The sequence below is a fragment of the Paenibacillus sp. NPDC057934 genome, from assembly GCF_042887565.1.
Classification (GTDB): Bacteria; Bacillota; Bacilli; order Paenibacillales; family Paenibacillaceae; genus Paenibacillus_AQ.
The window spans coordinates 363,532-388,101 of record NZ_JBHVPB010000005.1 but is presented as its reverse complement, the minus strand read 5'-3'; the positions used below and the strand labels follow the sequence as shown (position 1 = coordinate 388,101).

The 24,570-nt window shown below is 45.9% G+C and carries 29 protein-coding genes; 11 read left to right on the top strand and 18 right to left on the bottom strand.

Annotated elements, in window-relative coordinates:
* Positions 1 to 6 precede the first annotated feature (6 nt).
* On the bottom strand, positions 7 to 216 hold the full coding sequence (locus tag ACFVRY_RS14125; protein ID WP_387500809.1) for a Ni2+-binding GTPase: 210 nt from the start codon (positions 214 to 216) through the stop codon (positions 7 to 9).
* A 238-nt stretch (positions 217 to 454) separates the two neighbouring features.
* On the opposite strand from ACFVRY_RS14125, the gene ACFVRY_RS14120 reads away from it, so the two are divergent.
* Entirely contained in the window at positions 455 to 1,024 is a 570-nt protein-coding gene (locus tag ACFVRY_RS14120; RefSeq protein ID WP_066363603.1) for a thymidine kinase, read from the top strand.
* Between the two features lie 56 nt (positions 1,025 to 1,080).
* Here ACFVRY_RS14120 and ACFVRY_RS14115 read toward each other — a convergent pair whose 3' ends face one another.
* Entirely contained in the window at positions 1,081 to 1,284 is a 204-nt protein-coding gene (locus ACFVRY_RS14115) for a putative signal transducing protein (RefSeq protein ID WP_387500808.1), read from the bottom strand.
* Positions 1,285 to 1,411: 127 nt separating this feature from the next.
* Between ACFVRY_RS14115 and ACFVRY_RS14110 the strand changes: the two genes are divergently transcribed.
* The 5 genes from ACFVRY_RS14110 (at position 1,412) to ACFVRY_RS14090 (ending at position 4,981) form a co-directional block, all read left to right on the top strand.
* Positions 1,412 to 2,745 (top strand): IS3 family transposase gene (locus tag ACFVRY_RS14110; RefSeq protein WP_387500807.1). Its coding sequence is split into 2 segments (ribosomal slippage): positions 1,412 to 1,802 and positions 1,802 to 2,745, totalling 1,335 coding nucleotides; the frame shifts between segments, so codons are not numbered across the junction.
* Positions 2,746 to 2,943: 198 nt separating this feature from the next.
* A complete protein-coding gene (locus tag ACFVRY_RS14105) occupies positions 2,944 to 3,606 on the top strand; it encodes a hypothetical protein (RefSeq protein WP_387500806.1) in 663 nt (220 codons plus the stop codon).
* The gene (locus ACFVRY_RS14100; RefSeq protein WP_387500805.1) at positions 3,594 to 4,139 is read left to right on the top strand and encodes an accessory gene regulator ArgB-like protein; all 546 of its coding nucleotides are present in this window, start codon (positions 3,594 to 3,596) and stop codon (positions 4,137 to 4,139) included. Before ACFVRY_RS14105 ends, ACFVRY_RS14100 begins: the two co-directional genes overlap by 13 nt.
* Before the next feature lie 121 nt (positions 4,140 to 4,260).
* The gene (locus ACFVRY_RS14095) at positions 4,261 to 4,593 is read left to right on the top strand and encodes a LytTR family DNA-binding domain-containing protein (protein ID WP_066363619.1); all 333 of its coding nucleotides are present in this window, start codon (positions 4,261 to 4,263) and stop codon (positions 4,591 to 4,593) included.
* Between the two features lie 211 nt (positions 4,594 to 4,804).
* The gene (locus ACFVRY_RS14090) at positions 4,805 to 4,981 is read left to right on the top strand and encodes a sporulation histidine kinase inhibitor Sda (RefSeq protein WP_387500804.1); all 177 of its coding nucleotides are present in this window, start codon (positions 4,805 to 4,807) and stop codon (positions 4,979 to 4,981) included.
* A gap of 170 nt (positions 4,982 to 5,151) precedes the next feature.
* Here the strand turns inward: ACFVRY_RS14090 and ACFVRY_RS14085 are convergent, their stop codons facing one another.
* Together ACFVRY_RS14085 and ACFVRY_RS14080 are read right to left on the bottom strand one after the other, a co-directional pair.
* Positions 5,152 to 5,460: a hypothetical protein gene (locus ACFVRY_RS14085; protein ID WP_066363626.1), complete on the bottom strand. Its 309-nt coding sequence runs from the start codon at positions 5,458 to 5,460 to the stop codon at positions 5,152 to 5,154.
* 221 nt (positions 5,461 to 5,681) lie between these two features.
* Positions 5,682 to 5,933, bottom strand: a complete 252-nt coding sequence (locus ACFVRY_RS14080) for a hypothetical protein (protein WP_387500803.1) — start codon at positions 5,931 to 5,933, stop codon at positions 5,682 to 5,684.
* A 213-nt stretch (positions 5,934 to 6,146) separates the two neighbouring features.
* Between ACFVRY_RS14080 and ACFVRY_RS14075 the strand changes: the two genes are divergently transcribed.
* The 5 genes from ACFVRY_RS14075 to ACFVRY_RS14055 all read left to right on the top strand — a co-directional run bounded on the left by ACFVRY_RS14075 (position 6,147) and on the right by ACFVRY_RS14055 (position 10,890).
* Positions 6,147 to 7,715 carry a spore germination protein gene (locus ACFVRY_RS14075; RefSeq protein ID WP_387500802.1) on the top strand — a complete coding sequence of 523 codons (1,569 nt, stop codon included), beginning with the start codon at positions 6,147 to 6,149 and terminating at the stop codon, positions 7,713 to 7,715.
* Entirely contained in the window at positions 7,708 to 8,913 is a 1,206-nt protein-coding gene (locus ACFVRY_RS14070) for a Ger(x)C family spore germination protein (protein ID WP_387500801.1), read from the top strand. Before ACFVRY_RS14075 ends, ACFVRY_RS14070 begins: the two co-directional genes overlap by 8 nt.
* A gap of 13 nt (positions 8,914 to 8,926) precedes the next feature.
* Positions 8,927 to 9,133: a hypothetical protein gene (locus tag ACFVRY_RS14065; RefSeq protein WP_387500800.1), complete on the top strand. Its 207-nt coding sequence runs from the start codon at positions 8,927 to 8,929 to the stop codon at positions 9,131 to 9,133.
* Between the two features lie 35 nt (positions 9,134 to 9,168).
* Entirely contained in the window at positions 9,169 to 10,317 is a 1,149-nt protein-coding gene (locus ACFVRY_RS14060) for a GerAB/ArcD/ProY family transporter (RefSeq protein ID WP_387500798.1), read from the top strand.
* 99 nt (positions 10,318 to 10,416) lie between these two features.
* Positions 10,417 to 10,890, top strand: coding sequence for a GyrI-like domain-containing protein (locus ACFVRY_RS14055; protein WP_387500797.1), 474 nt, complete (start codon positions 10,417 to 10,419; stop codon positions 10,888 to 10,890).
* Positions 10,891 to 11,037: 147 nt separating this feature from the next.
* Here ACFVRY_RS14055 and ACFVRY_RS14050 read toward each other — a convergent pair whose 3' ends face one another.
* The 14 genes from ACFVRY_RS14050 to xseA form a co-directional block, all read right to left on the bottom strand.
* Positions 11,038 to 11,337, bottom strand: coding sequence for a hypothetical protein (locus ACFVRY_RS14050; RefSeq protein ID WP_387500796.1), 300 nt, complete (start codon positions 11,335 to 11,337; stop codon positions 11,038 to 11,040).
* A gap of 195 nt (positions 11,338 to 11,532) precedes the next feature.
* Positions 11,533 to 12,378: an amidohydrolase family protein gene (locus ACFVRY_RS14045; RefSeq protein WP_387500795.1), complete on the bottom strand. Its 846-nt coding sequence runs from the start codon at positions 12,376 to 12,378 to the stop codon at positions 11,533 to 11,535.
* Between the two features lie 357 nt (positions 12,379 to 12,735).
* On the bottom strand, positions 12,736 to 13,566 hold the full coding sequence (locus tag ACFVRY_RS14040; protein ID WP_387500794.1) for a beta-1,6-N-acetylglucosaminyltransferase: 831 nt from the start codon (positions 13,564 to 13,566) through the stop codon (positions 12,736 to 12,738).
* Positions 13,567 to 13,713: 147 nt separating this feature from the next.
* Positions 13,714 to 13,836 (bottom strand): hypothetical protein, encoded by a 123-nt coding sequence (locus tag ACFVRY_RS14035; RefSeq protein WP_387500793.1) that lies wholly within the window; start codon positions 13,834 to 13,836, stop codon positions 13,714 to 13,716.
* A gap of 163 nt (positions 13,837 to 13,999) precedes the next feature.
* Positions 14,000 to 14,815 carry a sporulation transcription factor Spo0A gene (gene spo0A / locus ACFVRY_RS14030; RefSeq protein ID WP_066363687.1) on the bottom strand — a complete coding sequence of 272 codons (816 nt, stop codon included), beginning with the start codon at positions 14,813 to 14,815 and terminating at the stop codon, positions 14,000 to 14,002.
* 200 nt (positions 14,816 to 15,015) lie between these two features.
* A complete protein-coding gene (spoIVB, locus tag ACFVRY_RS14025) occupies positions 15,016 to 16,158 on the bottom strand; it encodes a SpoIVB peptidase (RefSeq protein ID WP_387500791.1) in 1,143 nt (380 codons plus the stop codon).
* A gap of 114 nt (positions 16,159 to 16,272) precedes the next feature.
* Positions 16,273 to 18,000: a DNA repair protein RecN gene (gene recN, locus ACFVRY_RS14020; RefSeq protein WP_387500790.1), complete on the bottom strand. Its 1,728-nt coding sequence runs from the start codon at positions 17,998 to 18,000 to the stop codon at positions 16,273 to 16,275.
* A 55-nt stretch (positions 18,001 to 18,055) separates the two neighbouring features.
* The gene (gene ahrC, locus ACFVRY_RS14015; RefSeq protein WP_066363692.1) at positions 18,056 to 18,505 is read right to left on the bottom strand and encodes a transcriptional regulator AhrC/ArgR; all 450 of its coding nucleotides are present in this window, start codon (positions 18,503 to 18,505) and stop codon (positions 18,056 to 18,058) included.
* 31 nt (positions 18,506 to 18,536) lie between these two features.
* The gene (locus ACFVRY_RS14010) at positions 18,537 to 19,010 is read right to left on the bottom strand and encodes a hypothetical protein (RefSeq protein ID WP_387500789.1); all 474 of its coding nucleotides are present in this window, start codon (positions 19,008 to 19,010) and stop codon (positions 18,537 to 18,539) included.
* A gap of 66 nt (positions 19,011 to 19,076) precedes the next feature.
* On the bottom strand, positions 19,077 to 19,976 hold the full coding sequence (locus ACFVRY_RS14005) for a TlyA family RNA methyltransferase (protein WP_387500788.1): 900 nt from the start codon (positions 19,974 to 19,976) through the stop codon (positions 19,077 to 19,079).
* Between the two features lie 47 nt (positions 19,977 to 20,023).
* On the bottom strand, positions 20,024 to 21,928 hold the full coding sequence (gene dxs, locus ACFVRY_RS14000; RefSeq protein ID WP_387500787.1) for a 1-deoxy-D-xylulose-5-phosphate synthase: 1,905 nt from the start codon (positions 21,926 to 21,928) through the stop codon (positions 20,024 to 20,026).
* Positions 21,929 to 22,023: 95 nt separating this feature from the next.
* Positions 22,024 to 22,968: a polyprenyl synthetase family protein gene (locus ACFVRY_RS13995; RefSeq protein WP_387500786.1), complete on the bottom strand. Its 945-nt coding sequence runs from the start codon at positions 22,966 to 22,968 to the stop codon at positions 22,024 to 22,026.
* On the bottom strand, positions 22,955 to 23,209 hold the full coding sequence (gene xseB / locus ACFVRY_RS13990; protein WP_066363700.1) for an exodeoxyribonuclease VII small subunit: 255 nt from the start codon (positions 23,207 to 23,209) through the stop codon (positions 22,955 to 22,957). Before xseB ends, ACFVRY_RS13995 begins: the two co-directional genes overlap by 14 nt.
* Positions 23,181 to 24,566 carry an exodeoxyribonuclease VII large subunit gene (gene xseA / locus ACFVRY_RS13985; RefSeq protein WP_387500785.1) on the bottom strand — a complete coding sequence of 462 codons (1,386 nt, stop codon included), beginning with the start codon at positions 24,564 to 24,566 and terminating at the stop codon, positions 23,181 to 23,183. The genes xseB and xseA overlap by 29 nt, the downstream gene beginning before the upstream one ends.
* Positions 24,567 to 24,570 lie beyond the last annotated feature (4 nt).

Genomic DNA, 24,570 nt, shown 5'->3' with positions numbered 1-24,570 from the left:
TTCTGCTTATTCATACAATGCTTCCCGCAAGCGGGTAGACATGGTGGATGACTGGCCATTTTTCAAAATCACCCGTCTCAATGCCTTGTTACTGCGATTACTCTCGGTCAGATCCGCAAGCATCTCTTCCATAAGAAGCTTAGCCGCCCCGGATAAATCCCCGTTCGCCTCAAGAGCCGCTATCCGTTCCTTGTAGTCATCGTGTTGCTCAGCCATGTCATTCCCTCCTTTCTTCACACGGTTGAAACCGTGGCTGTCATACGAACTCATGTTTTACTGCAATAGAATTAATTATAGCATATCCTGTCAGAATGATCTTTACGATAACCTGAGCGCAAGAAGACTGATGAAGCATTATTGACACTGGCTTCTCCGGGGCCGAATATGATACTCTGTTAAGGTCGCAATTTTCGGGATTATAATCGAGCGGGTACTAACGAAAGGATAGATGGACGTGGCACAGTTGTTTTTTAGATACGGGGCAATGAACAGTGGAAAATCTATAGAGATATTGAAAGTCGCACATAACTACGAGGAGCAGGGAAAATCGGTGCTGATGTTCACGCCCTCCATTGATAACCGGGACGAAGTGGGCTATATCACCTCACGTATAGGGTTACGCAAACAAGCCATTCCGATTGACGATAACACCGATATCTTCGGAATTGTCAGCAGAAATCTGCCCAAGCCTCACTGTGTATTAATTGACGAATGCCAGTTTCTGAATAAGGACGGCATTCTGCAGCTTGTACGAATTGTCGATGAGCTGGATATTCCGGTGATGGCGTTCGGGCTCAAAAATGATTTTCAGAACAACCTCTTCGAAGGTAGTAAATATATGCTGATCTATGCAGACAAAATCGAGGAGATGAAGACGATCTGCTGGTTCTGTGAACGCAAGGCAACCATGGCCCTCCGCGTGGAGAACGGCAAACCCGTCTACAGCGGCAAGCAGATTCAGATCGGCGGCAATGAAGCATACTATCCCGTGTGCCGCAGATGCCACAAGAATCCTCCCTTGTAACGATAAAGCATTCCGAACCGGATCATCGGTTGGAATGCTTTTTTTTAAAATCAAAGTTAGCGTATGCCTTGTAGTGCCCTGTGCTCGTCTTCCTTCCGGACATACAGCTCATAGATAGGATTGGGTCTTCCTCCAGCCGCCGTGCGCCGATTCAAGTCTCTGCTTCCTCCATCAATCTTGGAACGATGCGGTATGCTTTCAGCAAGCAGATGATTCTTAACCTTGAAATATTGCATTTGATCGAATGTGGTATACAGCAAGAAACGTTCCCTTGGAAAAAAGAAATCTAGCATACTCTAAACTGTACCCTATCGAGTAGACACTTTTAAAAAGTCTCTCGGTAGGGTATTTTTGTTTATAACGAAGAAGATAGGGAAGAGGAATGGTATGAGCAAGAAAATATTCACAGATAAAGAGATCAAGCAGTTATCTAACAATCCTTATGTGAGGTCTGTATCTTCAAAGGCAATTACGTATACGGATGCGTTTAAGCAATTGTTTATCTCAGAGAATAATAAGGGGAAGCTGCCGAGAGAAATATTTGAAGAAAGTGGTTTTGACGTAACTGTCGTTGGGCTCCAAAGAGTCGAATCCTCAGGAAAGAGATGGCGTGCGAGCTACCAAGAGAACGGAATCTTAGGTTTGCAGGATACTAGAAGCCATGCCTCAGGAAGACCCCTTAAACGGGAGCTGACGCTCGAAGAGAAGTATGCCAAGTTAGAAGCTCAGAATGCCTTGCTGCGGGCGGAGAATGAATTGTTAAAAAAGATTCGTTCCATGGAAAGGAGGCAGAACAAAGGATAACACTTTCATCTAGCCAGAAATTTGTGCTTATTCATACCATCATCGAGAAGTATCAAGTCTACCGTATGGTCAACTATTTATGTAAAGTATCCGGGGTTTCCAGAAGTGGATATTACAGGTATTGGTCTTCCGAAGCAAAGCAAAAGAGAATCCAGAAGAAACAGCAAGATGAGCAACTAAGAGAAGTCATTCTAAAAGCTTTTCATTTCAAAAGACGAAAGAAAGGCGCCCGTTCCATCAAGATGACCTTGGAAGGTCAGTTTAAGGTGATCTACAATTTGAAAAGGATTAGGAGGATTATGAAGAAATATAGCATTGTATGCCCCTTCAGGAGAGCTAATCCCTATAAACGGATGATGAAGGCTACTCAGGAGCACAGGGTCGTTCCTAACCTGCTGAACAGGGAGTTTAAGCAGAACATCCCAGGTAAGGTGTTACTGACGGATATCACTTATTTATTTTACGGATCGGGTAAAAAAGCCTATTTATCCACAATCAAAGATAGTTCAACCAATGAAATCTTGGCATATCACGTGTCAGATCGAATGACAATGGATCTTGCGACAGATACTCTCCTGAAGCTTAAGAAAAACCGAAGATTTAAGAGAGCTGATGGTGCCTTCATTCACTCTGATCAGGGATCTCATTATACACATCCTTATTTTCAAAAAATGGTTAAGAAAATGAAATTGAAACAATCCATGTCAAGGCGGGGAAACTGCTGGGATAACGCCCCTCAGGAATCCTTTTTTGGTCACTTTAAAGATCAGGCTTCCATTAAGCCTTGTTTGACTTTAATGGAGTTAAAACAGGAGATTAAGGATTACATGACCTACTATAACCACTACAGGTATCAATGGGATTTAAAAAAGATGACCCCTGTTCAATACAGAGATCATCTTCTTCAATCTGCCTAGACTTTTTTTAAAATGTCCTTTACATAGGGTACAGTTTACTCCGCAACAGACTCAATATTTCCCCTCCTTGTCTTCTCCAAATACATTTTCAAGAATATTTTGCCGGAAAGTGTCATTTATCGTTGTTGTATTTTAGCATATTCTGTATACTGTTTGGTAGATTAAGGATTGATTAGTCTGATTACCGGGAGTGTCAGCATGTTGGACTTTGTGCTTTTTATGTTTTTTTCTGTTATAGAGAGCTTCTCTATGTTTTTACTTTCATTTCGATTATTTAAAATTGATCTATATATTGTTGAAATGCTTTTCGCTAGTATTATTATGGCTTTTATATCTTATGTACTTAGACATGACTATAGTTTTCCTATCATCGATATTGCTACTCAATACTTTCTAACATTTTGTTTTTTCTGGATGCTTTTTAGAATTCAGGTTTTTTATGCAGTAATTATCACAGGAATTGCTTACCAATCGTATATGTTGATTCAATCTCTGCTATTTTTATTCATGAATCAATTAGGTATTTATTCATTACCGTTTAAAGAATTCTCTTCGATTTCCTATCTGTTGCAGTTCCTTTCGTCTTTGATCACCGTCATCATAGGAGCTATGATTGCAAACAAACGAAAAGGTTTTGATTTTATTCCAGATAAACCAAATGGGAGAATAGATATCACGTTCAAAGAGAAGATTCTATTTGCTCTCTCCCTGCCTTCTATCCTGGTAGTAATGTCCACCCTATTTTTCGCCAGTCATTTAACTAGATTTTTCATCGTAATTCCTACTGCTTATGCATTAATTTTATACGGATATTTATACTTATCTTATAAGAAGGACCGTGGGGAATCATGGAATCATTAGCAACCAAAATAGCAATCAAGATTAAGAACTCAAATCCCGAAGAAACCTATTCTGTAGATGTAATGAAATATTCATTAGGTATAATACTCAATACTTCATTTGTTTTTTTAGTGTCCATGTTACTAGGTTATTTATCAGGAAGATTTACAGAAACCCTGGTGCTGTTTTTTGCTTTTATTACCTTAAGGCTTTGCTCAGGCGGCTATCATTTTCAAACTGCACGTTCTTGCAACATCGTTTCGATATTGATCTTCACCATTACTCCTCATCTATCCAACTATTCAAACCATACCCTATTAATAATTAATGTGTTTTGTCTAATCATTATGATTTTATTTTCACCTACACCAGATAGAAACACACAAATTCCAATTCGATGGTACCCATATTTAAAAGCAGCTTCAATTAGTTTAGTTCTACTTAATTATTGGCTGCAATCACCGGTTATCGGACTAGCTTTCTTAGCACAGTCTATAACAATAATTTTCACTTTAGTTAGGAGGAAGGATATATATGAAGAAGAATCTCGCTAAGTTTGCCTCTTCAATCTTAGCTTCATCTGCTCGTTTTTTCACTTCTGTCATGAAAGTTGTAATTCACAGCCCAGAAATCCCAAAAGAACTGCGGAAGTAGTTGAACAAGGATGGGGAAAACATGCGTGTCTTGCTAAATGACGGTTCCTCCCAGGAAGTTCTGGAGGAAGAAATATTGTATTTCTCCAATTACAAAAATACGATATTCGTCCATACGAAAGAAGGCGAATTTGTTCTCCCCACCACGCTTTCCGATCTTTTCGCCGCTTATGGTAGCAAGGGCTTTGAACGTCTGGACCGCAGCAACGTCGTGAACATCAACAATATTGACGGTTATGATTCCGAACGGAAGATCGTTTTTTTCAATCAAGGGGAGCAATTTACTAACGTCTCGGAATCTAACGAAGCCCGAATCAAAAAGTATCTGTATAACCGCAACGAAACACGGGATTAAAAACAAAAACGGCGACTGTCCTCCATATGGGATAGGTCGCCGTTTTGTTTCTTAGAATACATATTTTAAACAAAAAGCTAATTATCCCTTAAAGTCTATAATAAGTAAAGATAAATTCGCAGCGCGAATGGCAGGAGACGGATTCAATTCCAAATGGTACCATTTATATCGGGATCCTGATCCTATTCTTACTACTCTTTGGAGGAATCCTATGGATTATCATTTTCATCCCATTCCGCGCCCTTCATCACTCGATATGCTATCCGACGAACAATTGGTAGATATCTATGAACTCGCGATCGAAGCCAATGCCTCTCCAGAATTTATCGATATTATTGAAAATGTCATGAGTCGCAGAAACCTTCTTAATAAATCGAAACCTTCTTAATAAATCCTTTTCTAAGCAAGAAGCACCTTAAGCTTGAATATTTCAGATAACCTAATGACCAATTGTCTACTATGACAATTCGTTGTTCAGCAGACCTGAACATAAAAAAACCAGGCACCCCACTCGGGCGATGCCTGGTTTCTTTTTAAATCATATTGCTCACCGCAATACTATTCAACAATCTCTGTCTTGAAAACATTGTCTAATTTGACGCCAATTCTTTTCTTCAAAGGGACTTTAACATCACGGCCTAACTCTTTAAAGAAGGTATCCGCATCACAGTTAACGTTCTTGGCCAACGCAGTCAGCACACCATCTCCAACGATGTTCGTGTTGCTCTCCGCAGGTATGTCTACTTCAATATCATACTTTTTAGTTAGAGTTCTGATATATCGCGTAAAGATCTCCAGCAGTTCCTCGTTGTTAAAGTATTCAATGGCTGCCTTTCCTTTGCTGGTGAATTTCATGGTAATCTTCAATAGCTTATCCCCTTTTCTCTTCCCCATTGGTAATGTATGCTCTGATTCAAATTAAAATAGATGGCTGTAAGAAAGGGCAACAGATTCATTTCTTTCAGTACGATCCTATCTCTAATCATAACACATCAGGACAAGGGATGGTAAAGGGTTCGCTCAGAGAAGATTTTATCCAAATATTACATGAGCTTTTCCCCGTCCAAATTCTTCGGCTTGCTTGCCATTTAGAAAGGAAATTTAAGAACAACCACCAATAAGATTATTATTCCAACAATCACCGATATTAATCCCCGTTTATCTTTTCTTCTTCTATAAAAATGTGCCCCATTAAATATCACCGCACCACACATCGTTACCATTGACCATGTACGCATGGCTTGATCAGCGGGATTATAATCATTAATTAATAAAGGCAAAATCAGGGCAATAGTTGCTAATGAAAACAGAATGCCGAGAATTCTAAAAAAGTACTTCACACATCGTCCTCCCTCCATACCATTAGAACCCCCACCTTAAAGTATATTAAACTTGGGACTTTATGTAAATCTAATTTCAAAATACGGAGACTGGGAGATACAATACTAACAAAGCGATCACGGTTCTATGGAGCCTCTCTCCCGCTGTGCATAGACTGTTTTGGCACTGGTCATAATAGGAAAGAAATGCGCACCGGAGAGAAGGTTCTATTCATGCAGCGAAATCCATCACCCAGCTCCTATCGTCAAAATGATGCGCAGACTCTGCCGGAGGATGACCAACTCCTGATTCATAAAGAGGTTAGGCCGAATACGCAGCGCATCCGTCAAGACATGGGAGAAAGCGATGACTTAATTATTCGCCAGGTTTTTTACGAGAATACGGACAAGGCGGCTGCAGCAATCATTTATGTGGATGGCATGTCGGACGCAAACATTATTAATCAGTTCATAACCGATGTATTAATTGCGAACATGAAAAGGCTGAGCCATCATCACCATGAGGAGATGGTAGTAACAGACGATGACCCTGTCTTGCTTGCCAAAGAGCTTCTAATTGGTGTGGGTTCGATTCAAACCATCACAGAGTTCAGTTACTTATATAAAAAACTGCTATCTGGTGAAGCTATTATTATACTGGATGGCTCCGCTCAAGCCTACTCCGCCGATGTCCGGCAGTGGAAAGGCCGTGAAATCGGCGAGTCCACCAATCAGACCTCCATACGTGGGCCGAGAGAGAGCTTCAACGAGACGCTTCGTACCAATACTTCATTGGTCCGTAGAAGAATCAAAGATCCCCGTCTTTGGCTTGAGACTTATTCCATTGGTTCTATCACCAAAACAGATGTAACGATGATGTTTATCAACGGCATTGCCAAGCCATCGATCGTAGATACGGTCAGATCACGCTTGCAATCCATTAATATCGACAGTATTCTCGACAGCGGATATATCGAGGAACTCATAGAAGATGGCAAGTACTCGCTGTTTCCCACCGTTTACAATACAGAGCTGCCTGATAGCGTCGCCTCGCAGCTACTGGAAGGTAAGGTAGCCATTCTGGTGGACGGAACACCCAACGCACTGCTTGTCCCTACACAAATGATTACTTTTTTTCAATCTACAGAAGATTACTACCAGCGCTCGGTTTATGCGAGCTTGCTTCGGGTTTTGCGTTTCATCGGTTTTTTCATATCCTTGCTCTTCCCTTCCCTGTATATCGCTATTACGACTTTTCACCGCGACATGCTCCCAGCTCCCCTACTCATCAGTTTGGCTGCGCAGCGGGAGGCCGTGCCATTTCCGGCGTTTGTTGAAGCTTTTTTGATGGAAGTGACCTTTGAAATCCTGCGTGAAGCCGGTCTCCGCATGCCTAAGGCAACCGGACAAGCGGTATCCGTAGTAGGTACCCTGGTCATCGGTCAAGCCGCTGTAGAAGCGGGTATTGTCTCTGCTGCTATGGTTATTGTCGTTGCAATTACGGCGATCTCCACATTCACGGTTCCTGCATACAGCATGTCGATTCCGATCCGAATTTTGCGATTTCTTTTCATGATTTTAGCCGCCAGCTTTGGTCTTCTTGGTATATTTATGGCCATCTTCGTACTGCTGCTTCACCTTTGCGCGCTTCGTTCCTTCGGGGAGCCTTATTTATCCCCCATTGCTCCCTACCGGGACAACGAAATGCAGGATTCATTGCTGCGGATGCCTAGATGGCTGATGTTCAGACGATCGGATACTTCAACGGATAGCGGCAAGGAAAGGCTGCGTAAACATGGATAGATACAAAGGTACCCTTATAAAAATAATAATCATCATGCTTTGCTTTCTCTCGCTCACCGGTTGCTGGAGCCGACGCGAGCTGAATGAACTGCTGATTGTGCTTGGCATCGGGATCGATTGGCAAGATGGAGAATATCTCGTCTCCTTCCAGGTGGTCAACCCAAGTGAAATCTCTGCGCAAAATAAGAGCGGGGATCGTCCGCCAACCACTTTGTATCAAGGCCGGGGTAAAACCATGCTGGATGCTGCCCGTTTTTTAACGGCTGAGGCGCCGCGCAAAGTTTATATGGGACATCTGCAGTTTTATGTCATCGGTGAGGAGCTTGCCAAGAAAGGCATCAGTGATTTCATAGATAATGCGCTTCGCGACAATGAACATCGGATGGATTTCAATGTGGTTGTTGCACGGGGAACCAAAGCCGAAGATATTCTAAAGATTTATACGCCACTTGAAAAACTGCCCACATACAGTATGCTTCATTCCTTGGAAACATCGGAGAAAAACTGGGCGCCCACGGTATCCATTACAATGGATCAGGTGCTCAAACGCTTATCCAGTGACGGCGTAGATTTGGCGTTGACCGGGATCCGGCTGATCGGCAGTCTGGAGCAGGCGGAACATAAAAGTAACGTCGAAACGTTTCTCCCTAGCAGCCGCTTCCGATACAACGGGATTGCCGCGTTCAAAGGGGACAAGCTGGTGGGTTGGCTGAACGAACAGGAGAGCAAGGGCTACACCGATATATCGAATAAATTAGAGAGCACTTCTATCGAAGTTCCATGCGGCAAGGGAACCTCTTATACAGGAATTGAAGTTTCCTCCTCGGAATCGAAAGTAGAGTCCAAAATTGTTGGGGATATCCCCGAGATGATCATCTCTATTCGTTCTGAAGGAAGTGTGAATCAACGATCATGCCGCGAGATCAATTTAATGAACCCAGCTACCATCACACAATTGCAGAAACAGACGGTAGAAATTATACGAAGCAATGCCGTGGCAGCTGTCAAACGCTCAAAAACGATGAAATCTGATTATCTGGGCTTCGGTGAATTGATCGCTCAGAACCATCCTCATTACTGGGATACAATCAAAGATCGCTGGACTGAAGAATATTTAGCGAAAACCAAGATTTCTTACAAAATCCAAATGTTAATACGTAAAACGGGTACAACGGGCAATACAACCTTAAATCCATAGAGGGAGTTAGAGCATGAACATCGCTTCAGTTATTGGCGTGCTGGCATTGGCGGCAGCGGCCTTTGGGCTGGAAATGCCCGGACTGCTGCAAAGGAAGAGGAAGAAGGAAATTGTAGTGTTCCTTGGACTGCTGCTGATCGGCACCTCACTATATATAGCCCTGGTATTAAATGCCCCCCTCCCTAATCTGCTCATGCTTATCAAAATCCGCTTCTCGTAGCAGTTCTATGAAGGGATACGGGAGAAAGGAAACACATGCACACAAATGCTACGGACAAAATATCTGCACGACAATTCACCATACTGATCATCCTAGGAATCATCGGGGATTCCATTCTAGTGCTACCGACCATGATCGCCTCTTTCGCTAAACAGGATTCCTGGATTTCAATGATTGTGGCTGGCATCTTGGGTCTGGTCGTCGGCTGTTTATTCGCAGGAATTGCCAATCGGCTTAAAGGGAAAAGTCTTATAGGGGCAGTTCAAAGCAAGCTGGGGATCGTTACGGGTGGTGTAATTACACTGCTGCTATTGTTCCAATTTTTCATGTGTTCTCTGACCCTCATGAGTGAAATGAGCCAGTTCATGACTACGCAGATGATGCCGGAAACGCCTATCAATGCGATACTTGTATTGTTTGTAGCCGTTGTTATCATTGCCTACCGTTACGGAATAGAGGCGTTTGCCCGCATGGGAGAACTCCTCTTTCCCGTTTTTTTAGTGTTGTTCCTCTGCCTGGTTCTTTTTCTGATCCCACAAATTGAAATCACCAATGTGAAACCCATATTGGCTCATGGCCTGGGGCCGTCTTTTAAAGGGATGTTCCCCGCCTTCACCCAAGCTTTTACGGAAGTGGTGTTTATTCTTATGCTGGTACAGCATGTGAGTAGCAAGACCAAGCTGACCAAGCCCATTCTGACTGGCTATGCCGTCGGAGGATTTATTCTGCTCATTGTGGTGACACTTTGCGTGCTGGTGCTGGGTCCCGCGCTTATGGAAACCAAGTATTATCCCGCCTTTGTGCTGGCCCAAAAAATAACTATCGGCAAATTCCTGGAGCGCCTTGAGGTGATTCTCACCTTTTTATGGATTATCACCGTCTACTACAAAACCACCATGATCTTCTACGCCCTAACCACCGGGTTAGCTCAGTTCCTTCGCCTAAAAGAAAGCCGTATGCTTACGATCCCGCTCGGTATTATATTAATCGTATGCACCATCACCAGCACGCCAAACATCACCGTGTACAACCAAATTCTGCTCTTTTACTATCCTTGGTTCGATCTCATTTTCTGCCTCGTTTTACCGCTGTTGTGCTTTGTGATCCTACTTGTCCCAGGGAAACGGAAGAAAAGTCCGACTACAGAAGACGAGCCCAATGAGACAGATAGAAATACAGCATAGGTAGTTCTGGTTTTTGAATTCTGCCCAGCTAACCAGGTATAATCTGGTAGAGGAAGTCTTTGGATCTGCAAGAAAAAAGTAAAAGGAGCTGTGTAATTCGTGTCGATAAAATCACTACAAATACAGCGTAATGAAACCAAACTTGTGGGATATGCCGCAACAGCATCATTAAATCAAGATTTGGAAAATGAAGTTGTCGTACATCTACGCGAAGCATTGATAGCTAGACGTCATGAAATTGCCAACCAATTAGACGATGCTGGCGTCTACCTGGTACAAGTGTATCCGGACGCTGAATGGACACCAGATGTACCTTTCGAAAGCATCGTTGCTGTAGCAGTCAGTGAATTCTCCACATTGAACGATGGATTCATTAGTCATGCCCTACCGGCTGGAACCTACACGAAGATCACCCACACAGGACCCGAATCGCAAATCGGCGAAACGTATGATGCCATCCATGAGGCGGGTGTCGGTGGTGACCGGATGTTTGACTTTGAATACTGGGCAGACATGAGTTTACCGGAACATGAAGAGAGTGTTATTGAGATTTATTTGCCGTTGGGGGATTGAGTGGCGGGTGTTGTGAAGATGGTTATAACTTGGGGGGTAAAGCAAAGATGCGATTCTCGGAGTGAGAGGATCGCTTCTTTGTGTGACACTTTTCTTGGTTAGCAGTTCGCCTGGAGATCTAATTAAGGATTCGAAAATTACTTGAAATTAATTGAGGTATTTATCCATTTCCTCATAATAATATATCTGTTTTTTCGTTAGAGTTATTTTCTTCCTAAGATTGTCTTGATATTCTTTTGAAGACTTTTGTAGCCTCTTATTTTCAGAATCTATCCTATCAACCTGCTTTTTTAGTTCAGCTATTTGTTTTTGTAAGTAGCGTATAGAATCTAATTTTTGAGCCTCCGTTTTTTCTACAGTTTTTTGGCTTGTTGCTGCATCAACCGTCACAGTTTGTGGTGACAACAAAGATGCAATGATTACTAGAGAAATAAAAACTTTCTTCATAATACAACCCCTTATTTAAATGTAGGAAAATTGTACCATACAATTAGTGAGGATAATAGTCGCTCGAATAGTAATTCAATTATGGGATTAGAGTGGAGAGTGACCGTCTACAAAATAATCAATCGACACTTGTTGCAATTTCGGCTTTTCCTGACGGCATCTTTCCGTTAAACTTGTTCTGGATGGCGCCAATCCTTACTCCTGAACAGGCAATCCCAGCAGTTTAGCAGCATTTTCATAAAAAAACTTCTGTTGTACGCCTTCATCCCAATTCCAATTCTTCACTTTATCTAGTGTGAACTCATACGGAACATTGGGATAATTACTTCCATACAGGATCTGGTTCGATAAATGGAAATTCGCAGCTTCCAGATACTTTTCACCGTCTGGGAATCGAACAAACAAGTCGGGCAAGATATAAATATTACGAAGGTAAGAAGCGGTGCCGATCGCTTCATTTACGAATGGCCAAGCTCCGTGGTTGATAATAAAGTTTAAATCCGGGAACGCTTGGGCAGCTCTAACCAGTTGGCTTGGCCTAGCGAAATCATAGTTCTGCCGCGGTCCGGTTATACCCAGATAAATACTCAATGTCAGCGCAAGCGGCAACTTATGCTTTGCGCAGGCTATGAATATAGGGTCCCACGCAGAATCGCCCACGGGTAAATGAGGCAGCAACACGGATGCGTTGAGAGCCACCCCGCGGAACAGCCCTGTAGCGGCGTAGGTTTCAATCGTTCTTACCGCTTCGTCGACGTTGGGAGTATCTACACCAATAAAGCCAATGAAGCGTGTGGACAGAGGACTTTTCAGAAAATCTGCAAGCTCCTCATTTGAGGAACCCGGCTCATTGCCACGTCCCATAATGACCGCGTAATCTATGCCGTGAAAGTCGAGTTCACCAATCACCTCGTCAAGCGTGTTTGACGGTACTGAGACGACGTTGCGCAGCTTGCTACTGTCTCTGACAACATCTTTCCCGTCCGCAAACAGCTTCTCCCATTTGGGAATCGGCGCTTTCATACGAAAATCAATGATCATAGTTGTTAACCCTCCGTCCTTTTCCTAAGTTTGTTATGCTGATGTTTGCTGCGGATCTAACGTTTTGGCGGTCTTGGCATCCTCAATTACCGGGCAGCATATCGAGTTCGTATTTCCTGCGTTGATCAACCCACTTTTTCACAAGATTTACACTACTGATCTATGAAAGACTTGAACATATTCACATGTGATTAGTTTGATTATTTACATACTTAACTCTAACATCGTGCTAGTTGAAGCGTCTAATAGAGTTTCTTTATTTTTCTATTTAAATTACTTGAGCACAGCGTTATTACAATCATTTAAATGCACTTTCAGTAGAAAACTGCTATAAAACAACTTCATTTACACTTCTCATTACAATGTACTTTCTATTAAATCAATAACAGAAGAATCTATAGCATCATCGAACTTTCTTGCAAATAAAACGTCTGAACTATAAATACTAATTATGTCCTTCATTGTCAGTTCAGCCGCACTGGAAAATCCAGTCTCTTTTCTTTCATAAACAATATACCTCAAGTTATTATTAACAACTGTTCCCACAAATTCATTTGAATTCATAATTAATGTTGGGAAAAATGTTTCATCTGGTATTAATACAAATTTAAAATAATCCTGCATTTCAAAGGAGAGTGAAGATGCTATCACATATTCAGCGAATTCCCTTGTTATCATCTTCCATTGAGATCCCCTATAAGCTTTAATACCGCTATCAAAATAAGACTCAAAAGGATTTCTTTCTCCTAATCGTTTTAAATATCCACAGTCTTCAATAAAGTAACCATTAAAGTGAATTCTTCTGTCTGATTCTGAGGCTATTTCAAGATTAATAAAATTTTTATTTGGATTTTCTTTTAGGAAGTTTTTTACCTTATCCTGATTAACAAGTGGCATATCTTGACCACTTAGATTAATAAAATGTGTCCAATCTGAACTCCAATATAGTAATTCTTTAATCGCGTCTAATTCAACTTGAACCATTGACCAGGAAGCATATGTAATATGACGAGATGGCATAATTCGAATATTATCATAATTTTTTGAAATTTGATGCGCGAATTCGATCAAATCTTTAGCTTTTAAGTCAACGTGTATTAAATATAAATTATTAGGATCATAGATAGCGGACAATAAACGTTGTAACATTGTTGGTTTCTGGTGAGCTAATATAAAATATGCAATCATTGGTTCACATCTCTTCCTCTTTGATTAAATAGCCATTTCAACAATATAGGATTATTTCACTACATCAAATAGTACATGAGTATCTATAATTTAGTCCATAAGAAACAGAAAAGGACTAAGCAATAGCTGCTTAATCCTATATTAGACTTACAATCCCATACTTTTATTCATTTCAATATACATCCTCAATATTTCTTCACGGGTTACATCCATATATGCTGCCTCTGTTACCTTAATATGCCCTACTCGAACTTCTTTCACTTTTTCCACAACATGTTTATTTTATTCATCTAATCCTGTATCTCTTTTCTACAAAAATAAAACCCGATAAACCAAAATGGTTTATCGGGTGAGATGGAGCAAGTTTATCGTCTTTTAAATATTTTCAGTAAACTATCCTAAAATCCCGTACCCCTCACTCCTCCTTACCCTTTCAAGAAACCTTATGCTCAATCCGCAGCTTATCAGCTACCATGGCAATAAATTCCGAGTTAGTGGGCTTGGATTTGGAGATATTAATCGTGTAGCCGAACAAGTGGCTGATGCTGTCAATGTTGCCACGGGTCCAGGCCACTTCAATGGCGTGGCGGATGGCGCGTTCAACGCGGGAAGGTGTCGTTTTGAATTTTTCAGCGATGGCCGGGTACAGCGTTTTGGTGATAGCACCCAGAATTTCGATGTTATTGTACACCATGGTGATCGCCTCACGCAGGTACTGATATCCCTTGATATGGGCCGGTACGCCAATCTCATGGATAATGGAGGTGATGTTGGCGTCCAGGTTCTTGCCTTTGGACAATGGCACCACATTAGATCTTGAAGCCGTGAAGCCCATCATGCCGGAAGAGGAAGAGGTTATATTGGATTGTACTCCCACCAACTGACGTACCCGGTTCGCAAGAACTTCCATATCGAACGGTTTCAAAATATAATAAGATGCCCCCAGTTGCACAGCTCTTTGAGTAATGTTCTCCTGCCCAAAAGCCGTCAGCATAATGATCTTGGGCTGCGGATTCAGGTCCATTTCGCGCAGACGCTCAAGTACACCCAGACCGTCCAAATGAGGCATAATGATATCAAGAATAAGGACATCGGGAACTTTACGTGTTTCGCTAAGCATATGCAACACTTCTTCCCCATTGTACGCGATGCCCGTTACAGTCATGTCTTCCTGTTCTGTAATGTATTCGGCTAGCAAGTTCGTAAATTCCCGGTTATCATCGGCCAACAATACTTCAATATTCTGCACTGGCTGCTTCCTCCTTATTTATACCTGCTATTCGAAAATAATAATATCATCTTCTCTCCCTTAAGTTTTCGACATCTGGATTGAATTTCCTTCTGTCGAAAATTATTTTTCTTTATTTTTTTTCGGGGTTAGATTATAATTGAATATTTTATTGCAAGGTTCGATGTAGTTCGGTCAGCTTCGACAAAAAAATCTTAAGGCTAGATGGCCTTAAGATATTGTGGGAAGCTATTTTGTTGGCTGGCTACTCCAGAGTCCCTAAGCATCCATTCGATAAAGCAGCCGTAGCCGGATTTAGGATCGTTCACGAATACGTGAGTGACTGCGCCGATCAGACGGCCTTTCTGCACAATAGGGCTACCGCTCATCCCTTGTACAATCCCCCCGGTCTTATCGAGCAGACGCGGATCGGTAATCCGCAGAATCAAACCTTTTGTGGCTGGAACCTGCTGCTTAGCTACATGAATGATCTCTACATCAAAACGCTCCACCTGCTGGCCATCTACAACGGTCAGGATCTGCGCCGGTCCTTCTTTCACATCATTGCTAAGTGCAATCGGAATCGGCTCTTTGTAGAGGCTGTGTTCCGGGTTACGGTCCATTTTGCCGAAGATGCCAAAATCCGTATTGCTCTCCACATTTCCTAGAACCTGGCTTTCCTTAAGAAAATGAGCTCTTTTCTCACCGGGATCGCCGTCCTGGCTCTTGGATATCGAGGTTACACTGGACTGCACTATGTGACCGCTGCCAACAACAATGGGTGTTCCTGTGTTCATATCGGTGATGACATGCCCGAGCGCACCATACACCCCTTGCTGCGGAGCATAAAAGGTCAAGGTACCTACCCCTGCTGCTGAATCCCGGATGTAAAGTCCAAGGCGCCATACCTTGTCATTGCGGTCGTAGGCGGGCTTAAGCTTGGCGGTATGCTCCTTGCCACCCCGTTTAAACACAATGTTGAGGAATTCGCCTGCTTTACCGGCACGCTCCACAAGTTTGGCTACCTTGGACACTTCATCCAGCTTCACACCGTCAATCGAGGTCATCAGATCCCCGGGCAGCAGCCCGCTGTTCTCGCCAGGTGAAATCTTGGAGGCTTGTTCAGTCTGGACCATGTGATGCCCGACAACCAGCACGCCTGCAGATTTCACCTTCACACCAATCGTCTGTCCCCCCGGAATAACCTTCAGCTCCGGATCAATCCCCTTCTGCACCATCTCGGCCTGGTTAGGCTCACGCTCTGGTGAAGAGGCAAAGCTTGTGACGGGTCCCGTTATGCCTGATAAACTGAGAAAGAAGGCAAATAAAAGGCCGGGCATTAACTTCCTGAGGTTCGGCTTCAATGGCTGTCACGCTCCCTTTTGCTTCTTTCGCTTGACGAAAAAGGTGGTCGCCAATTGCGTACCTATAAGATAACCTTGCCCCCAGGCTTTTATTACTGTCAATCATTGTCCCGCTTACCCCTGTGTAGCCTTGCTGGCTCCCGCCAGATTAAGCATTTCCTGCGCATGATGCAGCGTCTTTTCGGTAATTTCCACGCCACCCAGCATCCGGGCTAGCTCCTTCACACGTCCATCCTCTGTCAAGGCTTCCACCTCGGTCATGGTTCGTTCATCCTCCACCTTCTTACGAATCAGATACTGATGATCGGCCATGCAGGCGACCTGCGGCAAGTGAGTAATGGAGAACACTTGGCAAGAAGAAGACAGCTTAAACAGCTTGTCCGCTATGGACTGTGCTGCACGGCCGCTGACACCGGTATCCACCTCGTCAAAGATCAATACAGGAATGGCGTCGGTCCGGGCAAAAATACTCTTCATCGCCAGCATAATACGCGACAGCTCACCGCCAGAGGCGATTTTACCCAGCGGACGCAGTGGCTCTCCGGGGTTTGGAGAGATCATGAACTCCGCGCTGTCGATCCCCTGTCTTGTTAAACGAATACGCTGGCCTTGATATTCAATGCCACGTGGGTCCACCAGCGCCTCCAATCTGACCTTGAGCGAGGTACGTTCCATCTGAAGATCCTTCAGTTCGCCTTCCACCTGGGTTGCCAGATCGTCCGCACAGATCCGTCGTGCCTCGGTTAGTTCAACAGCAGCATCCATTAAGACTGCAAGCAGCTCATCGCGCTTCGTAGTCAATTTCTCAAGATACTCGTCTTTATTCTCCAATAAATCGGTTTCCCGGTGAATTTGTTCATAATAAGCCAGAATCTGCTCCACACTGTCCCCATACTTGCGGCGCAAGCCGGTAATCAGGTCCAGCCGGTTCTCGATATCCTCCAGCCGCTGCGGGTTGAATTCGATATCTTCACGGTAGTCGCGAAGCTGAAACGCCGCATCCTCCAATTGATAATAGGAAGACTGCAGTTGCTCCAGAATACTCTTCAGACCTTTTTCATCATAACGAACGGCATCTTCCAGCCTTGAAATGACTTTTCCAATCGATTCCAGTCCCTGACGATCATACAGCAGTTCGTATGCACCCGATACGGAATCCATCATTTTCTCACTGTGGGATAGTTTGACCCTTTCTTCGGAAAGTAATTCATCTTCTCCCGGTTTTAAGGCTGCCGAAGAAATCTCCTCCAGTTGAAAACGATACAAGTCCAACATCTGGTATGCCTTTTGACTGGATTCCTGTAATTCGCGTAGTTCTCTCTCCACCTTAGCAAAAGCGGTATACCGCTCCTGATACACCGCTTTAAGCGGCCCAATAATCGCATCGCCGTAAGTATCCAGCAGTCCGAGATGGCGTTCCGCCTTCAGCAGATTCTGATGCTCGTGCTGGCCGTGGATGTTGACCAGTTGTTCCCCGATTTCCCGCAGCATGCTGAGATTCACCATCTGTCCATTTACGCGTGAAGTACTCTTGCCCTGCAAAGTGATCTCACGTCGGATGATGAGGTGCTCCTCCTTCTGTGCCGCGATGCCCAGTCTCTCCAGAGTTTCCCACACTGGATGACTGTTCGGCAGGCTGAACAGGGCTTCCATCTCGGCCTTCTCACAGCCGTAACGAATGGAATCACCGGACCCGCGTCCGCCGGCAATCAGCCCCAGCGCATCAATGATAATGGATTTACCTGCACCGGTCTCACCGGTGAGCACATGAAATCCAGGAAAAAAATGAACATCCACCGCCTCCACGACGGCCAAATTGCGGATTGATAACGTTTCTAACACGAAAAGAAACACCTCCGAAAAGTCATGCCATTGGCTGTTGATTAATGCTTTACGATTACGAAATATAACCCATAATCTGCGAAATCACCGTTTTGCTATCTTCGGGCTGGCGGCAAATAATAAGGATGGTGTCATCTCCGGAAATGGTTCCCATAATCTGCGGCCAATCAATATTGTCAATCAAAGCAGCGACGGAATTTGCCGTACCCGGCAGACATTTCATTACAACCAGATTACCGGAAAAATCAATCTGCACGAAATTGTCCACCAATACACGCTTGAGCTTCTGAACCGGATTGTAACGCTGGTCTGTTGGAAGTGAATATTTATATCTGCCGTCATCCATCGGTACCTTGATTAGCAGGAGCTCCTTGATATCACGAGACACTGTAGCCTGGGTTACCTGAAAACCGGAATCCCGCAGTGCTTCAACTAGCTCATCCTGTGTTTCTATTTCTTTTTGCGTAATAATCTCGCGAATCTTGATATGTCGTTGTCCCTTCATTGTTGCCTCCCGTATTTTAAAAAAATTAAGCTTAATTGGATTCACCATCGTCTTTACCGAGCTCAATCACATGGATTGCCGCAGCCGCCATATTGACATACAGCACACCGCTGCATTCGGGGTAGATCAGCAGATAAGGCAGCAAATAATCACGCAGCCCGCTGCCGGTGAAATCCAGCGGCTTGCGGGGGCGGGCAAGAATCACCATATAGAAGGACCCGTCCTCTTTGGCAGCAACATAATCTATGAATATCCTACTGTACATCGCCGCTCCATTGACCCGAAATGACAGAGGAATCTTCAATTTGCCACCAATCACCTCGTACCCAGCCTCTTCCAGAACATCGATAGCCGGGTGCGGGAGAATATCCTTATTTATCGGAATCTTATCTTTTATTAATGAACGCGGAGATCCCTCCAGCCATATATACAATCTGTATAACAAGCCAATGGCAACCGCGATCCCAATCACCGTCATGACGATCTTGTCAGAGCTACCTGCCATTATCAATCACCTCGGAGATTTATTCGTGCGAACCCCCGCAAAATCCTCCCCAATGACAAAAGAAACTCACCGCCGTGAGTTTCCATGAGTTGTATTGACGCTAAATGTGGCGTTAGCCTCCTTAATGACCTTATCGGCCAACCCAGCAAAGTTGACAGCCGCAGACGAAGCTTCCGCACGATCAGAGTGCTCTTCGGTTTCAACTACCGCAGACTCTTCAACCGGCTCAAGCCGCCAATGAGCCAGGAACTCCACATTACCCTCACCACCAGTAATCGGTGAGAAGGTCAGGTTCTGAAGACTGTAGCCGAGCCCGGCCGCCATCGAAAGCACATTGACCAGCACTTCCTTATGTACAGCAGGTTCACGTACTACGCCTGACTTCCCAACCTTCTCCCGGCCCGCTTCAAACTGCGGCTTGATCAGCGCGGCAATATCTGCCGGACGCTTCAGCAGCGCCATCAGTGGCGGCAGAATAATTTTGAGGGAAATGAATGATACATCAATGCTGGCAAAATCGGGCACAGGCCCCTTAAGGTCCGGCGGGGTCATATAACGGAAGTTGGTCCGCTCCATGACACTCACCCGTTCATCGTTGCGCAGCGACCAGTCTAACTGGTTGTAGCCGACATCAATAGCATAGACATGACTGGCGCCATTCTGCAACGCACAGTCCGTAAATCCGCCGGTAGAAGAGCCAATGTCAAGCATATTCCGTCCGGTAAGATCGATCCCAAAGGTACGGAGCGCTTTCTCCAGTTTCAATCCACCTCTACTAACATATGGATGAACAGCGCCTTTGACTTTCAAGACGGATTCGCGTGGCACCTTCATGCCCGGTTTCTCGATCCGCTCTTCATCCGCGAGAATTAGGCCAGCCATAATGGCGGCCTTGGCTTTTTCACGACTTTCAAAATACCCCTGCTCCACGAGCAGTACATCTATCCGTTCTTTACGGTGTTCCATGGTCATCTCCAATTGTTCAAAGGATGCAATTACAGCTTCTGGTCTTCTCAGGAAGACGAAGTGCTCTTATATGAAAAGGCGCGCAGAGCGATCATCGACTTGATACGTTTGCACAGTGCTTCAACGGTAAGACCCGCCACTTGACGCTGCTCCTTGATCGAGCCATGCTCCACGAAGATATCCGGCACGCCCATTGGATGAACCCTGACATCGTAGAGCTCATGCTCCGCGTAGAATTCCAGCACAGCGCTGCCCAAGCTGCCGGCTTGACTTGCTTCTTCCAGTACAACCATGCTGGTTCCGGCATGAGCAAGGTCCAGAAGCATTGAGTTATCCATCGGTTTTAAGAAACGTGCATTGACCACGCCGACTTGAATACCTTCACGCTTCAGCAGCTCCGCTGCTTCCTCTGCAAGCTGAACCATTGGTCCACAGGCCACAACCGCGTATTCATCGCCCGGACGTACCCGTTCCCAGGTACCAATCGGTATGGTGTGCAGCTCTTCGTCAAGCGGAACACCTGTGCCATTAATTCGTGGATAACGATAAGCAATGGGGCCATCATTATAATCTATCGCCGTCTTCATCATATGACGCAGTTCATTCTCATCCTTCGGCATCATCAGCACGATGTTCGGGATATGGCGCATAAAGGCAATATCGTATACCCCTTGATGCGTCTCTCCATCGGCACCGACAAATCCGGCCCGGTCAATCGCGAACATGACATTAGCATTATGACGGCAAATATCATGCACAATCTGGTCATAGGCCCGCTGCATAAAGGTGGAGTAGACCGCGAATACCGGCTTCATGCCCTCCATCGCCAATGCGGCGCAAAGAGTAGCGGCATGTTGCTCAGCAATACCGACATCAATCATTCGGTCCGGGAATTCCTTGGCGAACGGGAACAGTCCCGACCCGCCTGGCATTGCAGGTGTAACAGCAATCAGACGCTTATCCTCACGGCCCAGCTCGATCAGCGTTTTGCCAAATACTTCGGTGTACATCGGATTTCCGACCGCTTTAAGCACCTGGCCGGATTCGATTTTGTAAGGGGAAATCCCGTGCCACTTATAAGAATCGACTTCCGCCGGCTTATAACCCTTACCTTTCGTTGTCAGCACATGCACAAGCACAGGACCGTTCACATTGTCGGCCTGATGGAAGGTTTCGATCACTTTCTCCAGATCGTGGCCATCTACAGGTCCAAGATACGTAAAGCCCAGCTCTTCAAAAAGAACACCGGGAACCATCATATATTTAAGGCTGTCTTTCACCCACTCCGCCGTTTTGGCGAGGCGATCCCCGATCGCGGGGATTTTCTTGAGCAGTCCTTCAACTTCGTCTTTGGCGCGCAAATAGTGACGGTCTGAACGAATCTTACTCAAATAATTGTGCATAGCCCCTACATTCGGTGCGATGGACATTTCATTGTCGTTCAGAATTACCATCAGTTTACGCTTCTCGTGTCCAATATGATTAAGCGCTTCGAATGCCATACCACCCGTCAAAGCACCGTCGCCGATCACTGCAATAACCTTGTTGTCTTCGCCCTTCAAATCCCGGGCCATCGCCATGCCCATAGCTGCTGATAACGAGGTGCTGCTATGTCCGGCTTCCCAGACATCATGCACACTTTCAGAACGCTTGACGAAACCGCAGAGCCCCTCGTGCTTACGCAGGGAATCAAAGCGGTCCTTGCGTCCGGTCAATATTTTGTGAACGTATGCCTGATGCCCAACGTCGTATATCATTTTGTCCCAGGGACTGTCATAGCAGTAATGCAGGGCCAGCGTGAGCTCCACGACTCCCAAGTTAGATGCAAGATGCCCTCCGGTTACAGACAGCTTTTCAATCAGGAAATGACGAATCTCCTCCGCAAGAACACCGAGTTCTTCGATTGATAGCATTTTCAACTGCGCAGGCTCATTTATTTGTGGAAGCAGCACGTGTATTCCCCGCTTTCCTAGTTGTTGTAAAATATAAATCCCATTATAACACAAACGAAACGGCTGTCGAAGTACAGCCGTTTCCGTATTTGATTCTAATGATCCCGTTTCATGAGATAATCCGCGATCTCCAGCAGCCGACTAACGTCGGTGAAACCGCCGTCCAGCACGGCTTTTCGGGCTGCCAGCGTCAATCGTTCCACCTCGGATTTCGAAGCCTCAATTCCGATAAAAAACGGATAGGTGACTTTTTGCTGCTGGATGTCACTGCCTGTTTTTTTACCAAGCTTGCCTTCATCGCCGATCAGATCCAGAATATCGTCCTGAACCTGGAAGGCCAGTCCAATATTTGTGCCGAACTCCCGTAGGGCAGCCAACTGCTGCTCATTCGCCCCCGCGATCCGTCCTCCTGCTAGGAGCGAGAAGATAAACAGATCGCCGGTCTTGTGTTCATGGATGTAGCGAAGCTGCTCCAGACTGGTCAAGCCCTGTTCGCCTTCCATGTCGGCGACTTGACCGCCGACCATTCCGCGCGGACCAGCCATTTCAGCCAGTTCCTCCACGATAGCAAGCGAGCTCTCCGCCGGAATGCCATGGCGCCGTGTGGCTTGTACAATGCTGTAGAACGCATGGGTCAGTAGCGCGTCTCCAGCCAAAATGGCTGTCGCTTCGCCGAACACTTTGTGATTCGTTAACTTGCCGCGCCGGTAATCATCATTGTCCATGGCTGGCAGGTCATCATGCACCAGCGAATACGTATGTACCATTTCGATGGCTCCGGCTACAGGCAGCGCAGCAGCCCGTGACCCACCCAGTGCTTCACAAGCTGCGACGACAAGCAGTGGCCGCAGGCGTTTGCCCCCGGCCATTAGCGAATACTGCATCGCCTTGTGCAAGTTATCAGGGACAAACCATGCTTCAGGGAGGGTTGTCTCCAGTTCAGTAGTGACCAGATCATTAACTATCGCAATATAAGACTCAATGGGTTCCCGCAGAGGCTCTCCGGCGGTTCCTTCGGGGCTGCTGTCAAAAGGACTCATCGCCGACCCCTTCCAGACCGCCAAACGGCTTCTTGCGCAGCTCGCCGTCTTCTTCTACTATCATCTCAATCTTGCGTTCTACCTGCTCCAGCTTGTTACCGCACAGCTGGGACAGCTTCATCCCCTGCTGAAATAAATCGATGGCCTTTTCCAGGGGGACATCGCCGTGCTCAAGCTCCCGCACGATTTCCTCCAGACGGTCCATCGCTCCTTCAAAATCCAGTTCCGCTTCCTTTGTCATCGTCTTTGCCATCCTCCTTCATTCCCCATACCTGGCAATTCAATTCACCATCATTCAACTTGACCACCACAAGGTCACCGAGTGCTACATCATTCAGCGACTTGACTAATCGCTGTTGTCCTTCGTCGTAGACGAGGCTGTAGCCTCTCGACATGACTTTGAGCGGGCTTAGCGCGTCGAGGTGGCGCATCTCCGCCACAAAGCTCGAACGCTTGTCCCGCAGCCTTGCCCCTATAGCGCCGATCAGTTCGCGGCGCAAGCCTTCAGCGCGCTGCCTGGCGGCGATCACGCCATCACGCGGATGGAAGCGCTGCAGGCTATGCCGCAGCACCGCTTCACGCTCGCGCGCGCGCCGCAGGCGCGCATCTGCCGCGCTTGCAAGCCGCTGGCGCAGCATGTCGAGCTGCTGCGTATGCTGCAGCAGATACCGGCGCGGGTTGACCAGCACCGGCGACCGCTGCAGCGAAGCCAACCGCTCGCGTCCACGCTGGGCACGCCGCTGCAGCCCCTGGCGCAGCCTGCGCTGCTGCTGGCGAAGCTGCGTCGCCAGCTCGGCGGCATGCGGTACCGCTAGCTCCGCCGCAGCGGTAGGCGTCGCCGCCCGAAGATCGGCGGCGAAGTCGGCAATCGTGAAATCGGTCTCGTGGCCAACGGCCGAGATGACCGGGATGTCCGATGCTGCAATCGCACGGGCAACGATCTCCTCGTTGAACGCCCAGAGCTCCTCCAGAGAGCCTCCGCCGCGACCAACGATCAAGACATCAGCTTCGCCCATAGCGTTCAGCGTTTTGATCGCCTTTACGATGGAGGGCGCAGCGCCCTTGCCCTGCACCGTCACCGGGTACAGCACAACCGCAGCTTGCGGATATCTCCGCTGAAGTGTGATCATAATGTCCCGCACAGCTGCGCCGGTCGGGGAAGTCACGACCCCAATACAACGCGGCAGCCTCGGCAGTGGAGACTTACGTTCCGCCGCGAATAACCCCTCTTGCTCCAGCTTCGCCTTCAGCTGTTCATAAGCAAGATACAGACTCCCAATGCCATCCGGCTGCATATGTGTTGCATAGAACTGGTATTGCCCATCCCGCTCATATACAGTCACATTGCCTCTAGCAATGATCCGAGAGCCTTCCTTCGGCACAAAGGGAAGCCGCTGATTGTGGGACGCGAACATGATCGCCTTGATCCGGCTGCTCTCATCCTTCAGTGTGAAATACATATGTCCGCTGCCGTGATGTGTAAAGTTGGAGATTTCACCACGTATCCATACATCCGACAGAAGATGATCCGAGTCCAGCTTCATGCGGATGTAACGGTTAAGTTCCTTAATGGAATAGACTTGCCGCTCTGCCGCCATGATT